Annotated in this window: 11 protein-coding genes and 2 pseudogenes; 6 read left to right on the top strand and 7 right to left on the bottom strand. The window is 59.2% G+C overall.

Annotated elements, in window-relative coordinates; all coding sequences use genetic code 11:
• Nucleotides 1-2 precede the first annotated feature (2 nt).
• From IM739_RS21880 to IM739_RS21895, 4 genes are all read right to left on the bottom strand, one after another.
• A complete protein-coding gene (locus IM739_RS21880; protein ID WP_237371342.1) occupies nucleotides 3-887 on the bottom strand; it encodes an ABC transporter permease in 885 nt (294 codons plus the stop codon).
• Nucleotides 887-1909, bottom strand: coding sequence for an ABC transporter permease (locus IM739_RS21885; protein WP_237371343.1), 1023 nt, complete (start codon nucleotides 1907-1909; stop codon nucleotides 887-889). Before IM739_RS21885 ends, IM739_RS21880 begins: the two co-directional genes overlap by 1 nt.
• 161 nt (nucleotides 1910-2070) lie before the next feature.
• Nucleotides 2071-2388, bottom strand: coding sequence for a cupin domain-containing protein (locus IM739_RS21890; RefSeq protein WP_237371344.1), 318 nt, complete (start codon nucleotides 2386-2388; stop codon nucleotides 2071-2073).
• Between the two features lie 67 nt (nucleotides 2389-2455).
• On the bottom strand, nucleotides 2456-3196 hold the full coding sequence (locus tag IM739_RS21895; RefSeq protein ID WP_237371345.1) for a FadR/GntR family transcriptional regulator: 741 nt from the start codon (nucleotides 3194-3196) through the stop codon (nucleotides 2456-2458).
• A gap of 204 nt (nucleotides 3197-3400) precedes the next feature.
• Here IM739_RS21895 and IM739_RS21900 point away from each other — a divergent pair.
• A pseudogene (locus IM739_RS21900) lies at nucleotides 3401-3756 on the top strand (transposase); the annotation flags it as partial.
• Here the strand turns inward: IM739_RS21900 and IM739_RS24155 are convergent.
• Complete coding sequence (locus IM739_RS24155) at nucleotides 3680-4027, bottom strand: hypothetical protein (protein WP_442981174.1); 348 nt, start codon at nucleotides 4025-4027, stop codon at nucleotides 3680-3682. The pseudogene IM739_RS21900 and the gene IM739_RS24155 sit on opposite strands and share 77 nt — an antisense overlap.
• A gap of 302 nt (nucleotides 4028-4329) precedes the next feature.
• Here IM739_RS24155 and IM739_RS21910 point away from each other — a divergent pair.
• Together IM739_RS21910 and IM739_RS21915 are read left to right on the top strand one after the other, a co-directional pair.
• Nucleotides 4330-4461: pseudogene (locus tag IM739_RS21910) on the top strand (mobile mystery protein A); the annotation flags it as partial.
• A 448-nt stretch (nucleotides 4462-4909) separates the two neighbouring features.
• On the top strand, nucleotides 4910-8050 hold the full coding sequence (locus IM739_RS21915) for a hybrid sensor histidine kinase/response regulator (RefSeq protein WP_237371718.1): 3141 nt from the start codon (nucleotides 4910-4912) through the stop codon (nucleotides 8048-8050).
• 307 nt (nucleotides 8051-8357) lie between these two features.
• Here IM739_RS21915 and IM739_RS21920 read toward each other — a convergent pair whose 3' ends face one another.
• Nucleotides 8358-9098 (bottom strand): GGDEF domain-containing protein, encoded by a 741-nt coding sequence (locus IM739_RS21920; protein WP_237371346.1) that lies wholly within the window; start codon nucleotides 9096-9098, stop codon nucleotides 8358-8360.
• Between IM739_RS21920 and istA the strand changes: the two genes are divergently transcribed.
• The 3 genes from istA to IM739_RS21935 all read left to right on the top strand — a co-directional run bounded on the left by istA (nucleotide 9097) and on the right by IM739_RS21935 (nucleotide 13120).
• On the top strand, nucleotides 9097-10617 hold the full coding sequence (istA, locus tag IM739_RS21925; protein ID WP_237371347.1) for an IS21 family transposase: 1521 nt from the start codon (nucleotides 9097-9099) through the stop codon (nucleotides 10615-10617). The genes IM739_RS21920 and istA overlap by 2 nt on opposite strands.
• Complete coding sequence (gene istB, locus IM739_RS21930; protein ID WP_237368523.1) at nucleotides 10607-11401, top strand: IS21-like element helper ATPase IstB; 795 nt, start codon at nucleotides 10607-10609, stop codon at nucleotides 11399-11401. The genes istA and istB overlap by 11 nt, the downstream gene beginning before the upstream one ends.
• 705 nt (nucleotides 11402-12106) lie before the next feature.
• Nucleotides 12107-13120, top strand: a complete 1014-nt coding sequence (locus IM739_RS21935; protein ID WP_237371348.1) for an aldo/keto reductase — start codon at nucleotides 12107-12109, stop codon at nucleotides 13118-13120.
• A 26-nt stretch (nucleotides 13121-13146) separates the two neighbouring features.
• On the opposite strand, the gene IM739_RS21940 is transcribed toward IM739_RS21935, so the two are convergent.
• Nucleotides 13147-14082: a LysR family transcriptional regulator gene (locus IM739_RS21940; protein ID WP_237371349.1), complete on the bottom strand. Its 936-nt coding sequence runs from the start codon at nucleotides 14080-14082 to the stop codon at nucleotides 13147-13149.
• Between the last annotated feature and the right edge of the window lie 57 nt (nucleotides 14083-14139).

A 14139-nucleotide genomic window follows, 5' to 3' on the forward strand; every position in this document is an offset into this window, starting at 1 on the left:
GCCTATCTCCTGTTCATCTGCTTCGGGTCCAGGGCGTCACGCAGCCCGTCGCCCAGCAGGTTGAAGGCCAGGCTCACCGACAGGATCGAAAGCCCTGGAAACGTCACCAGCCACCAGCTGTCGAGCATGTAACGTCGACCGGTCGCAATCATGGCGCCCCATTCCGGCATGGGCGGCTGGGCACCAAGGCCAAGAAAGCCGAGGCCCGCGGCCGTGAGGATTACTGTCGCCATGTTCAGTGTCAGTCGGATCAGCACCGATGGCAGGCACATCGGCATTATCGATTTGACGATGATACGTGCCGAAGAGGCGCCCTGCAGCCGGGCTGCGGCAATGTAGTCAGCCTTGCGAAACGTCATCGCCTCGGCCCGCGCAAGGCGCGCGATGGGCGGCCATGAGGTCAAGGCGATGGCAATGATCGCGTTGTTCAGGCTCGGTCCCAGGGCAGCGACGAATGCGAGCGAGAGAATGAGGCTCGGGAATGACAGGAAAATGTCCGTGATGCGCATCATCACCGTGTCGAACCGCCCCCCCAGATAACCGGAGGAAGTGCCGACCGCGAGGCCGATCGGGCCGACGACGATCGATACCAGCATGACAATGGTGAGAGTGATCCTCGCGCCATAGACGAGGCGGCTGAAAATGTCGCGGCCGAGTTCGTCGGTTCCGAAGAAATGCTCGCTGGATGGTGGTTGCAGCACATTTCCCAGGGCCTGCACATAGGGGTCATGCGTGGCGATCAGCGGCGCAAAGATGGCCGTCAACACCAGCAGCAGCAGGACCGCCAGACCGAAGGCCGAAGTCGGGCTGCGCAGCAGGAAGACCACGATGTTCTTTGGGGCGATCAGCCAGATAGGAAGGCTGCGGGTTTGGGTCTCGGCTGTCATCAGCGTGTCCTGGGATCGAAGATGCGATAGAGGATGTCGGAAAGCAGATTGAGGCCGATGAAGATCACACCGACGATCAGCACGCAGGCCATCACGGCGTTCATGTCGCCAATGATCAGATTGCTGGTAAGATACTGGCCGAATCCGGGCCAGGCGAAGACCGTTTCGATCAGGACGGCGCCCTCCAGCAGCCCGCCATAGGCAAGCGCGATGATCGTGACCAGCTGGACCCGAATGTTGACGAAAGCATGCCGCCAGATCGTCTGGCTTCGGGACAGTCCTTTAACCCGCGCCGTGGTGATGTATTCCTGCCCAAGCTGATCCAGCATGAAGCTGCGCGTCATTCGGGTGATATAGGCGGAGGACGAGTAGCCCAGGAGCGAGGCAGGCAGGATCAGGTGATTGAGCGCGGACCAGAAGACGTCCATTTCTCCCGCGATCAGGCTGTCGATCAGCAGGAACCCGGTTCGATCCTCGACAAGCCCGATGTAAAATTGATCCATCCTCCCGCTTCCCCCGACTAGCCCCAGATGGGCGTAGAAGACGATCAGCGCGATCATCCCGGTCCAGAAGATCGGCATGGAGTGGCCAAAAAGGCTCAACACGCGGACGACATGATCCGGCCACCGATCCTTGTTGACGGCGGCAATGACCCCCATGGTCACGCCCAGAGATGCGCCGATCAGAATGGCAAATGTAGCGAGCTCGATCGTCGCCGGCATGACATGCAGGATATCCTCAATGACGGGCTGGCCGGTGCGGATCGATGTCCCGAAATCACCGGTCGCGATATCGCCGAGGAAATAGAAGAACTGCTCGTAGAGCGGCCGGTCAAAGCCGAGCGAACGATAGACCTGCTCATAGGTTTCCGGCGTCGCATCCTCACCGACGATCGCGCGAACGGGGTCGGCCGGCATCAGCCGCCCGATGAAGAAGGTCAACGCGAGCAGACCCAGAAGAGTCGCGGCAATGCTGCCGAGCTGGCTGATCGCGCCCGCAAGGCGCAGGCTTCTGATGGACATGGCTCCTCCGAGAACTCCGACCCTTGCCACCGACGACAGATCTCCATTCCTGTCTGACAAGTTGATCGAAGTTGTCACATGTAGATGGATGTGTCAAGCTGTCTTGCGGGCGGTTCACCGCCCGCAAGACAAGCCGGGCTGGCATGTCGATCCGGAGTACATCAAAGAAGAAAATCGTCGCGGCGCGGCGTGAAGTTGTCGATGAGCTCGCCCTTCTCAAGGCAGAGGCAGCCATGCTCGACGCCACCGGGAATGACAAGGCTATCGCCCGCCTTCAAGTTGAAGGCATCGCCACCCCTGAAAAACTCGAAGCTGCCGCTGGCGACATAGGTCGACTGCACATGGGGATGGCTGTGCAATTTACCTCTGGCGCCGGCGTTAAATCGAAAGGATACGACCATGAGCTGGTCCGTCTCGGCGAGTACGCGCCGCGTGACGCCCTGATCAGGATGGAATTCGGGAAACTTGACTAAGGACATCGTTATCTCCGTCTTAGATCGACAACGTGTCATACAGGAAATTCAATCTACCTGACAAGCTTGGATTTCAACGGGCACGCTCCGCGTTCGCGAGCGGCTGGTTGCGCAAAAGCGCCTTGTAGCGCTCGAGGCTTCCTTTCAGGTGGGCACGCATATGAAGGCGAGCGGCTTCGGCATCACCTTCGATGATTGCATCGACAATATTTCCGTGCTCTTCCTGAAGATGAAGATTGTAGTCTTTGGGGCGTGAACCCGGCGCCTCTCCTTGCAGATCGCCGCGGGGAATGATCCCCGAGCGGATCAACTGCAGAAATTCCGGAAAGCGACGGTTCTGGGTCGCTTCAGCAATGGCGAGGTGCAGGCCGAAGTCGGCGTCCCGCGTCGGGAGCCCTTCTTCAAGACACTTCCCCACCTCCCGATGGGCTTCGAGAATGTCCTCAATCTGTGCCGCAGACCGCCGCAGTGCAGCCAGTGCAGCGGACTCCACCTCGAATACCGTGCGCAGCTCCAGTAGCTCGATCACCGACGAGATCCGCTGCGTCGCAACGTCATCGAAGGGGCGTGCGGCGTTCTGCTTCGGTGCGAGCGCGAAAACGCCAGCTCCCTTCTTCGCTTCGACCAAGCCGTCGGCGCGGAGGATGGCGATGGCTTCTCGCACGACCGTCCGGCTTACCGAATACTGGCGTGACAGCGTGCTTTCGCTCGGCAGCTTGTCGCCAACGCGAAAGACCCCGCTCACGAGATCCTCGCGCAATGCAGCGCTAATCATCGATGCGAGCGACTGGGCTTGCCGAGCCTCTGCTGTCATTGTTCCACCTTCGGCCCGATTACCTGTCTGGTAGGTTTAGCCGTTTCAACCGCGTCTGCCAAGATATGTCTTGATCTTCATTGCGTGAACAGCCCCGATGGCTGACCTCGCCGAAGGACTTTTCGAGAGCGCGTCGCGCGAATTGTGAATAGCCCCTAGATTTGTAGACGCCTTCTTTCTTAATTTTGAGGCAGGAAGAGCATCATGAGCAAATCGAATTTCAGCGAAGATTTTAAGGGCGACGCCGTGCGTCAGATCACGGAGCGAGGCTATCCGGTTGCGGAGGTTTCTCAGCGCCTCGGCGTGATCCAGCATTCCCTATATGAATGGAAGAAGAAGTTTGCCGCGTCGAACGCCAAAGGCAACGACGAGGCCGAGGAGATCAGGCGGCTGAAGGAGGAACTGGCTCGCGTCACCGAGGAGCGCGATATCTTAAAAAAAGCGGCCGCGTATTTCGCCAGGGATGCAAAGTGAAGTACGCGTTCATTGCCCTGTATTGCTTGCAGTTTTCGGTGCGGACGATGTGCCGTCTCCTGCGGGTTCACCCGAGCGGATTTTACACCTAGCTGAAGAACCCGCCGGCTCGACGGCGAGCGGGTTTCCCTCGGTTTCGAACATCGCCTTGAGCTTTGCGGTGATGTCGACGGCAGCGTCGCCTATCGGGGCGGGTTCGTGGGCGGAGCTTGCACCATGGGCTACATGAGGCGCGACACTTCCTTTTTCGATATGTGCAAAGAACTCGGGATCGAGCGCGTTTCTCTTTACAGATATGTCGTCCCCAAGGGCATACTCAGAGAGTACGGCAAGCGGGCCCGCGGCGTGGCGCGGCATTTCGCTCCCGCCCGCAAACGACCCTTTTAACGGTGAGCGGACGTGAGGTTGATGGGTTCAGCGATGAACCGCGTCATCTATATAGCTCAAGCCCGGATTTTGAAAACTGCGGAGATTTCTTGTGGTGCATTGACAGCAAACATCCCATGTAAGCTGAGCCTCAACGGGTTGATCGACAGAGATCCGGAGCTGGTCCAGGATGCTATCGATGTAGAGCGGGATTGGTTTGCTCGGTCGGCAAGAGGTTTTTCGGCACAGGTCTTTCACCTGCATCACCCCCGCGGTTTCGCCCCTGCATATTTGCCGCTGAGCCCGTGGATTGCACGCTCGTCTATGCCCTCACTCCAAACAGCTCGCTTGACGCTGTTTTCGAGGCGCGGGCGCGCAAGATCGCAATACGCGAACTCCAATGCCTCCCGCGCACGATGCGATTGCATTAGCCGCCGACCCGCTATTGGGTATTGCGGGATGATGTGAAGCTTCACGACGGGTCAGATATCCGGTCGTGCACCACAGAACATGCGAGCGAACCAGTTCAGGCCGTAAGCACTCTGTAGCGGAGTCTGGCATCGAAGGCGCCACAAGCGGCATTCTCTACGACAGGTCGGATGTCAGGGGCTGTTTAGAACACCGACCAGACAGGCGCTTGTACGGCAGTTTGCCGGAGAACTGACCGCTCAGATCCGGCGCATTCTTCCCGATTTTTGTGCAGCCGGCTCCGAGACAATACTTCGGCGTCCAATACGCGAAAAAATGGACAGCGAATTGGAACCAAATGGCTGCAGAGGAGTTACCAAGTGTCGCAATACCGGCATTTGGGGACATGGCGTGAATCTGGCATCACCGAATCTACATCAGGACATCTTTATCGGTGACAGCGAGATGGCGCAGATGATGCGCCAACATAATTGGACGCAGACGTCGCTCGGCCCGCCCGAAAGCTGGCCTGAAGCGCTGAAGGTAGCCGTTCGCCTGCTGTTGACCTCGAAATTCGAGATGTGGCTCGGCTGGGGACCGGAGATCGCATTCTTCTACAACGATGCCTATCGGCCGACCTTGGGCAACAAGCATCCCAACGCGCTCGCGGTCCCGACACATGTCCTGTGGGCCGAGATCTGGGATGACATCAAGGACCGCCTCGCAACGGTCTACGAGACCGGTCAATCGACATGGGACCGGGCCTTGCTGCTTATCCTGGAGCGAGGAGGTTATCCCGAGGAAACATACCATACCTTCTCCTACAGCCCGCTGATCGGAGACACGGGCAATGTCGAAGGCGTGTTTTGCGCCGTGACCGAGGAGACCGAGCGGGTCATCAGCGAGCGCCGCATGGTCACACTGCGCCTGCTTGCCTCCGGCCTTGCAGCTGCTGATACCAAGCGCCAAGTCCTCGATGCATCGCAGCACGCCCTGGGAGAAAATCTGCACGACCTGCCGTTCAGTGCGCTCTACCTTTTCGACGACGCGGGCAATGCGCGGCGGCAATGGATCTGCGGCGCCGAAGACGATGACGTATTGCTACCATCGGCGATCTTAATGACAGACAGCATCTGGAACCTCGAGCAGGCGTGGGCCCAGCAGGCAGTCGAGCTCGCCGACCTGTCCGGTTTGCCTGATATGCCGTGCGGGGCATGGCAGAACGCACCGGTTCAGGCAGCCGTCATTCCATTGATGGGGCAAGGGAGCGGGAGGGCAACCGGCGCCCTGATCAGCGGCCTTAACCCCCATCGGGTTGTGAGCGACGAGTATCTCGACTTCCTCAAGCTGATTGCCGGCCAGATCACATCTCGCCTGGCCAGCGCGGAAGCCTTCGAAACAGAGCGCCGAAGGGCGGTGGCGCTCGCCGAAGCGGCGGAGCTGCGGGATCAGGCCGCTGTCGCCCTGGAGCAGATCAACCGGCAACTTTCTTCCGAGGTCGAACTTCGCACCGCAGAGCGGGACCGCATGCGGGCCTTGTTCCAGCAGGCCCCAAGTTTCATGTGCATCCTCAGCGGTCCGGACCATGTGTTCGAGCTGGTCAACGATGCCTATCTGCAGCTCGTGGGAAAGCACGAGCTGGTGGGGATGACTGTGAGAAACGCCCTTCCGGAAGTCGAAGGACAGGGTTTTTTCGAATTGCTGGACGGCGTGTACCAGTCTGGGAAGCCCTACATCGGGCGTAACGTGAAGGTCCATCTCCAACGGGAAGGCGCAAGCGAGCCCGACGAACGGTTCCTCAATCTCATCTATCAACCGATATTCGATCAGACTAACCAGGTCGCAGGTATCTTCGTCGATGGATTCGACGTCACGCATCAGAGACGTGCGGAAGAGCAGTTGCACAGCCTCAATCATACGCTCGAACAGAGGGTCGAGCAGCGCACGAACGAGCTGAGGACGGCTCTCCTCAAGCTGGAGAGGGAGACCATCGAACGCGAGACGGCCCAGCTTGCGCTGAGACAAGCCCAAAAAATGGAAGCACTCGGCAATCTGACGGGCGGTGTCGCGCACGACTTCAACAATCTTCTCCAGGTCGTGGGCGGCAATCTGCAGCTGCTTTCCAAGGATGTCGAGGGCAATGAACGGGCCGAACAACGCCTGCAGAACGCCCTGTCCGGGGTTACCCGCGGCGCGAAACTCGCGTCGCAGCTCCTGGCTTTCGGGCGACGGCAACCGCTGGAGCCAAAGGTCGTCAATGTGCGCAGGCTCATTCACAACATGGACGACATGCTGCGTCGCGCGCTCGGCGAGGAGATCGAACTGGAAACTGTCGTGTCGGGAGGATTGTGGAACACGCTGATCGATCCAAGCCAACTCGAAAACGCCATTCTCAACCTCGCGATCAATGCCCGCGATGCCATGGATGGTCGAGGGCGACTGACGATCGAAGCGGCAAATTCGGTACTGGATGACGATTACGCCAGGATGCACGAAGACGTTCGGCCCGGCCAATATGTCATGGTTGCCGTGACCGATACCGGATCAGGGATCCCTGCCGATATCATCGAGCATGTGCTCGAACCGTTCTTCACCACCAAATCGGACGGGAAAGGCAGCGGTCTTGGGCTCTCCATGGTCTACGGTTTTCTCAAACAGTCGGGTGGCCATCTCAAGATCTACAGCGAGCCAGGGCATGGCACGACGATGAGACTTTACATGCCGCGCACCATGCAGGTCGAGGACAGCCTGACTGACCTCAATTCCCATCCGGTCAAAGGTGGCAGCGAGACGGTTCTGGTCGTCGAGGACGACGACGGTGTTCGCGACACATCGGTCGCGCTCCTGGCCGATCTCGGATATCGCGTGTTGAAGGCACAGGATGCGCAGTCCGCCTTCGCGATCGTCAATAGCGGCGTGCATGTCGACCTGCTGTTCACCGACGTGGTGATGCCGGGACCGATGCGCAGCACGGAGCTAGCCCGGAAAGCCAAGGCGCTCTTCCCGCACATGGCGATCCTCTTCACCTCCGGCTATACCGAAAATTCGATCGTGCACGGGGGCAAGCTGGACGCCGGAGTAGAGCTGCTGTCGAAGCCTTACACGCGTGAAGCGCTGGCGCGCAAAGTCCGACATGTGCTGGGCAATGCACAGCAGCATCGCATCGCGGTGGAGCGCCTGGAGCGACACGAACAGGTGCAAACGACTATGCCTTCCCCGCGATCACCCGAGCCGACCGGCTCACTGACTGGGACCACTTGCATTCTCGTGGTGGAAGACGAACCGCTGATCCTGATGTCGAATGTCGACATGGTGGAGGAGCTCGGTCACGAGGTCGAAGACGCGAAATCGGCCGAAGACGCGCTGAAGATCCTGGATGACAGGCATATCGACATCCTGCTGACCGATGTTGGCCTTCCTGGAATGAGCGGCATGGATCTGGCCCGCATCGTTCGCGAGCGCTGGCCGAGCGTGAAAATCATCTTCGCCAGCGGCGACAATGCGGCCAAGTCGACATCCGGCATCGAGGATGCCTTGCAGCTCTCCAAGCCCTTCACCCTGGATGCGCTCAAAACCGTCTTGATGGAGGCAAAGGAAGCGCGCTGAGGCCCTCCATGCCGCCGCCTCATCCGCGACACACCGACGGGATTCGCGGCAGACCAGACGGCGGCGCTTCGCCCGGATGCTGATCCTCCCGGCGTTCCCAGATCTCGGACGACATGCACGAGCCACTCCAGATCCGTTGGCTTGCCGAGGTTGAAAACTCAATAGATGGCGTGGTTGCCACCCTACCGACCCGGCACATTCTGACAGAGGATGGATGGATTAAAACTCAACGGGCTGAACTGATGGGGTGGATGCCCCTCAGTTCACCAATGTGCTTCATGACTACATTTTGACCAGACCGAAACACTTATTGTCCAAAGCCGCTCCGTACATGCTGGGGCGCTTTGACATGTAACTCTACACGATCTCGACCACGAGCCTTTGAAAGATATAGCGCTTGATCGGCCCGGTCACGACACGCCTTCAGATCTCCAACACCTTCCCAAAGCGCGACGCCAATGCTCACGCTCGGCCTTATTGTCGAAGCCGAAAATGAAAATGCTAGAGCCTTGACCGCCCGACGAACCTTATCGGCCTTGGCGAACACCGTCTCCTCTGTCTGGTTGCTCAAAAACAGCCCGAACTCCTCTCCTCCTAGACGGCCAAGCGAGGTTTCTTTTCCGGCAGCGGCGGCAATGGCTTGAGCGACGCCGACGAGTACGGCATCTCCAGTTTCATGGCCGTAACGGTCGTTGACGCTCTTGAAGTGATCGATATCGATCATGACGAAGGCGTCGCCTTGCCTCGGCGCCGCTGGGAGCGATGCAAAGAAGCGCTGCCGGTTTGGTATTCCTGTGAGAGAATCCGTGTTTGCCAGGTGTCTCAACCGCGCTTCGGCCCGCTCCTGGACCAGGACGAGCACGAACAACGCCAAGGAGAAATGACAAATGATCAACAGGAAGAAGGCGTAGCGCGGTGCGATCAGGCCATAGTGTGTTGGTTTCCACGCAGAACTGAGCCGGTTAGGCGCATAATTTCCATTGAGAATTGAGCCATGTGAACCTTCCCCCAACGCGGTGAGCGACGGGGGCAACGGAGTGATCCACATGGGACTTTTAAACATCATCCGTCGGATGAAGCTGCGCGAGAAGCAGTCGATCCGCGAGATCAGTCGGCATACCGGTTTGTCGCGTAACACGATCGCGAAGTATTTGAACGCTGGTACGATCGAGCCGACGTTCACGGGACCGGAACGACTGAGCAAGTTTGATCCCTATGCCGACAAACTTGCTGGCTGGCTGAAGACCGAGGCCGGGAGGTCGCGCAAGCAGCGCCGAACGCTGAAGCAGCTTCATGCCGATCTGGTGGTTCTCGGCTTTACCGGCTCCTATGGTCGGGTCGCCGCCTTTGCCCGTGAGTGGCGGGTTGAGCAGCAGACGACTGGCCGCGGCATATTCGTTCCTCTGTCTTTCCGCCCAGGCGAAGCATTCCAGTTCGATTGGAGTGAAGACTATGCCGTGATCGGCGGCGAGCGCACGAAGCTACAGGTCGCTCACATCAAGCTGTCGCACAGCCGCGCCTTTCTGGTCAGGGCCTATCTGCTCCAGACGCATGAGATGCTCTTCGATGCCCACTGGCACGGCTTCCGGGCGTTTGGCGGCGTACCTGGTCGCGGCATCTACGACAACATGAAAACGGCGGTCGATCGTGTCGGCCGCGGCAAGGAACGGCAGGTCAACATCCGTTTCCTCGCGATGACGAACCACTACGTCTTTGCGCCTGAGTTCTGCAATCCCGCCGCCGGCTGGGAGAAGGGGCAGGTCGAGAAGAACGTCCAAGATGCCCGACCGCGGCTGTGGCAACAGATGCCAGACTTTCCGGATCTGGCGGCATTGAATACCTGGCTGGAACAGCATTGCCAGGACCTGTGGCGCGACACAGCGCACGGCACCTTGCCCGGCACGATCGCGGACGTCTGGTCCGCAGAACAACCAGCATTGATGCCGCTCCCCGCTGCATTTGACGGCTTCGTCGAGCAGAGCAAGCGCGTCTCGCCGACATGCCTGATTACCTTTGAGCGGAATCGCTACAGCGTGCCTGCATCGTTTGCGAACCGGCCCGTCAGCCTGCGGATATATCCCGAAAGACTGGTGGTTGCGGCTGAGGGCAATGTCCTATGCGAGCATGAGCGGATCATTGAGCGCAGCCACGACAAGCCGCCGCGAACGATTTACGACTGGCGACATTACCTTGCCGTCATCCAGCGCAAACCCGGTGCCCTGCGCAATGGTGCACCCTTCCTGGAATTACCGCTGGCCTTCAGACAGTTGCAAGATCAGATGCTTCGCCGCCCCGGCGGTGATCGTGAGATGGCCGATATCCTTGCGCTTGTCCTTCATCACGACGAACAGGTCGTCCTCAGGGCTGTGGAACTGGCCTTGGATGCGGGGGTGGCGACCAAGACGCATGTGCTGAACCTGCTGCATCGGCTGATCGACGGCAAGACAATCGATGGTCCCGACATCGATACGCCACAGGCTCTGATCTTGCTGCGTGAACCCAAAGCAAATGTCGAACGCTATGATGACCTACGCGCCCGGATCGCAGGAGGCCGCCATGCGTCATGACCCCGCAAGTGCTGCCGTCGTCATCATGCTGCGGAGCCTGAAGATGTATGGCATGGCCCAAGCCGTCACCGACCTGATCGAGCAAGGCGCTCCCGCCTTTGATGCGGCCGTGCCAATCCTGTCCCAGTTGCTGAAGGCCGAGATGGCCGAGCGCGAGGTCCGCTCCATCGCCTATCATATGAAGGCTGCCCGCTTCCCGGCCTACAAAGACATCTCCGGCTTCGACTTCGCCGCCAGCGAGATCAACGAGGCCACCGTGCGCCAATTGCACCGATGCGAGTTCATGGATGGGGCGCAGAACGTTGTCCTTATCGGTGGCCCTGGCACTGGCAAAACGCATGTCGCGACCGCTCTTGGAATCCAGGCCATCGAGCATCATCGCCGAAAGGTCCGCTTCTTCTCGACCATCGAATTGGTCAACGCGCTCGAGCAGGAGAAGGCCAAAGGCAAGGCAGGCCAGATCGCCGAGACACTGGTTCGCCTCGATCTGCTTATCCTCGATGAGCTCGGATACCTTCCGTTCAGTGCCTCAGGCGGTGCACTGCTGTTCCATTTGCTGAGCAAGCTTTATGAGCGCACCAGCGTCATCATCACCACCAACCTCAGCTTCAGCGAATGGGCAACGGTCTTCGGCGACGCCAAGATGACGACAGCTCTGCTGGACCGCCTCACCCACCGTTGCCACATCCTGGAAACCGGGAACGACAGCTTCCGCTTCAAAGCCAGCTCGGCCGCAGCAGCGCAAAAGAGAGGAGAAAAGACCAACCCATTGACCAAAGCCTGATCAGAAAACCATAATCAGAGGTGGCTCACTTCTCGGTGGAAAAACCGGCTCAGTTCCGCGTGGAAACCAACAGCAAGGCACTCGCGTTGCCTTCTTTCCAGGCCGCGGCACGTGGATCGAGAAGGCAACCGTCTCGGCTGAATATGTTACCGAAATCCCAGATAACGTATCAGAAGAAGCGGCAGCCGAAATCGACGGATGCATCTTCTACGCCTTCGCGCAGGATCTGACGGATCCGAACACCTTCCACCTTGTCGAGGCTGGAGAGACAAGGCCGCCTAGGAAGCGCACGAGAACTCTCCAATCTTCCTCGAGGCGCTGAGCACCGTCGTGAAGAATGTTCGGATCCTCGACCGTCAACGTTCTGCGCGTATTGCGGGGTGAATTACCTTGCCGAAACACAAACGACAACAACCGTCCCGCCGATGCCAGTTCTTCTTCGCCGGCTTCAGGAAAACTGAGGTTACCCAGATCGTGGCCAGCGATGGGGAGATAACTTCGAAGGCTTAAGACCTAGGTGCGGTGATGGAGACGGCGGCGCAGTGAGTCAGGTGCGGGTGGGGACAAGGGAGGGTCCCAAGCTATGAATTTCCTTCCAAAATCCTGGGAATGCCGTCCGGCTACCGCCCTCCGACCATCTCCCATATCTCTTATCCCAACAGGCAAGGCCCTGGTTCAAAGCACTCAAATCGTAAGGACAAGACAATGACTCTCAAGGATATTCTGCCCACCAAACTGGGTTTCGGCGCAGCACCCCTCGGCAACATGTTTCGCGACATCCCTGAAGCAGAAGCCCGCGCCACGGTCGAGGCTGCATGGAACGATGGTATCCGCTATTTCGACAACGCGCCCTTTTATGGCGCCGGTCTCGCCGAAATCCGCATGGGCGAGGCGCTGGCTGGCAAGCCGCGAGGGGACTACATCATTAGCACCAAAGTCGGCCGCGTCATCCTCGACGAGATCGAGGATGTAACCAGCCGTGATCTCGGTGAAAAGGGAGATGTCTTCAAGTACGGTCGTCCTAACAAGATCGTCAACGACTACTCGGAAGATGCGACCTACCGCTCGATTGAAGATAGCCTGAAACGGCTGAAGACCGATCAGATCGACGTCGCTTTTGTCCATGACGTCGCCCAGGATTTCTATGGCGACGAGTGGCTGAGTATATTCGAAACCGCTCGAAAGGGCGCATTCAAGGCGCTCGACCGCATGCGCGACGAGGGCGTGATCAAGGCCTGGGGTCTCGGCGTCAACCGTGTCGAGCCGATCGAACTGTTGCTCGCGCTGGAAGGACCACGTCCAGATGGCTTCCTGCTCGCCGGCCGTTATACGCTGCTTGACCATGACAGCGCCCTTCAGCGCGTCATGCCGCAGGTAGCAGAACGCGGCCTCGGCGTCGTCGTTGGCGGCCCCTATAGCTCCGGCGCCCTCGTCGGTGGTTCGAATTTTGAATATGCCCCGGCAACACCGGCCATCCTCGACAAGGTTGCACGGATCAAGGCGATCGCTGATCGCTATGGCATCAGCATGAAGGCGGCCGGCCTGCAATTCGCGCTCGGCCATCCCGCTGTCGCCGCCGTCATCCCCGGCGCCAGCCAGCCGAGCCGCATCACCGAGGATAGTGGAGCTTTCGGGGAAACCATCCCTGCCGATTTCTGGCGGGAGCTGCGAGCCGCAAATCTGGTCAACCCGGAAGCACCGCTTCCCATCTCGAACTGATGGCAGTGAACTAAAATCCGCCTCGCTCACGTCTGCGTGCGCGAGGCATCCTTTGTCGGATCATCCGAGAGGAATTTTTGCAAGCGTGGCACGGTGAAATCGAGGAAAGCCCGCACGCGCGCCGGCATTAGCTGGGCTCCTCGATAAAGCGCGTGGATATCGTCGAAATCCGAAACGGTACTGTCCGCGAGCAACTCGACCAGTTCACCACGGGCGATCGGGCCGCGAACGTGATAGTCGGCAATGCGCCCGATACCGACACCGGCAATCGCCATGCGGCGGATCGTTTCGCCGTTGTTGACGAGCATCGACCCGCTCAGCATCCGTTCGACAATGCGGCCACCTTCGCGCATCGGCCAGACGGGATTGGCCCGGCGAAAATTGAAGCCGAGGCAATTATGCTTCAGCAGATCCTCGGGCGTCTCCGGCTTGCCCCACTTTTCAAGATAGGCTGGCGAGGCAACGATCCGGCGTTGGGTGGTGCCGATCTTGCGCGCCATCAGATTGGAGTCCGGGAGCTTGCCCACCCGGATCGCGACATCAGTGCGGTCAAGGTAAAGATCGACCGTTTCGTCGGACAGTGAGAGGTCGATGACGATACCCGGATAGGCTTCCCAAAATGCGGGCAGAATCGGCTCCAGCGCAGCCACGCCGAAAGTAACCGACGAGCTTACCCGGATCAGTCCCTCGGGTTCCGCTCCGCCCTGGGCGATCTGCTGCTCGGTCTCGTCAAGCGAAGCCAGCAGCTGTTGACTTCGCTCGTAGTAGAACTCGCCCTCCTTGGTCAAAGCCAGGCGGCGTGTCGAGCGCTCGATGAGCCGGATGCCTAGCCGGTTCTCAAGCCGCGCCACAAGCTTGGAAACCGTTGATGGGGTCATCATCATCATCCGCGCAGCTTCGGAAAAACTGCCAGCCTCGACGACCTGCACAAAAACCATCATCTCGCCGGCCCTGTTGTCCATGCCCGTCCCCGTTCCGGTTCAAAAGTGGGTCGAGCATAGTCGCTGAATTGTGCGCTG

The sequence above is a fragment of the Rhizobium sp. SL42 genome (assembly GCF_021729845.1).
GTDB lineage: Bacteria > Pseudomonadota > Alphaproteobacteria > Rhizobiales > Rhizobiaceae > Allorhizobium.

Bases quoted from the DNA above. Each gene is read 5' to 3' on its own strand.
- IM739_RS21940 (WP_237371349.1), bottom strand. From the start codon at position 14,082: ATGGACAACAGGGCCGGCGAGATGATGGTTTTTGTGCAGGTCGTCGAG.
- IM739_RS21920 (WP_237371346.1), bottom strand. From the start codon at position 9,098: ATGTGGATCACTCCGTTGCCCCCGTCGCTCACCGCGTTGGGGGAAGGT.
- IM739_RS21895 (WP_237371345.1), bottom strand. From the start codon at position 3,196: ATGACAGCAGAGGCTCGGCAAGCCCAGTCGCTCGCATCGATGATTAGC.
- IM739_RS21890 (WP_237371344.1), bottom strand. From the start codon at position 2,388: ATGTCCTTAGTCAAGTTTCCCGAATTCCATCCTGATCAGGGCGTCACG.
- IM739_RS21935 (WP_237371348.1), top strand. From the start codon at position 12,107: ATGACTCTCAAGGATATTCTGCCCACCAAACTGGGTTTCGGCGCAGCA.
- istB (WP_237368523.1), top strand. From the start codon at position 10,607: ATGCGTCATGACCCCGCAAGTGCTGCCGTCGTCATCATGCTGCGGAGC.
- istA (WP_237371347.1), top strand. From the start codon at position 9,097: ATGGGACTTTTAAACATCATCCGTCGGATGAAGCTGCGCGAGAAGCAG.
- IM739_RS21915 (WP_237371718.1), top strand. From the start codon at position 4,910: ATGGCGCAGATGATGCGCCAACATAATTGGACGCAGACGTCGCTCGGC.
- IM739_RS21885 (WP_237371343.1), bottom strand. From the start codon at position 1,909: ATGTCCATCAGAAGCCTGCGCCTTGCGGGCGCGATCAGCCAGCTCGGC.
- IM739_RS24155 (WP_442981174.1), bottom strand. From the start codon at position 4,027: ATGCCGCGCCACGCCGCGGGCCCGCTTGCCGTACTCTCTGAGTATGCC.
- IM739_RS21880 (WP_237371342.1), bottom strand. From the start codon at position 887: ATGACAGCCGAGACCCAAACCCGCAGCCTTCCTATCTGGCTGATCGCC.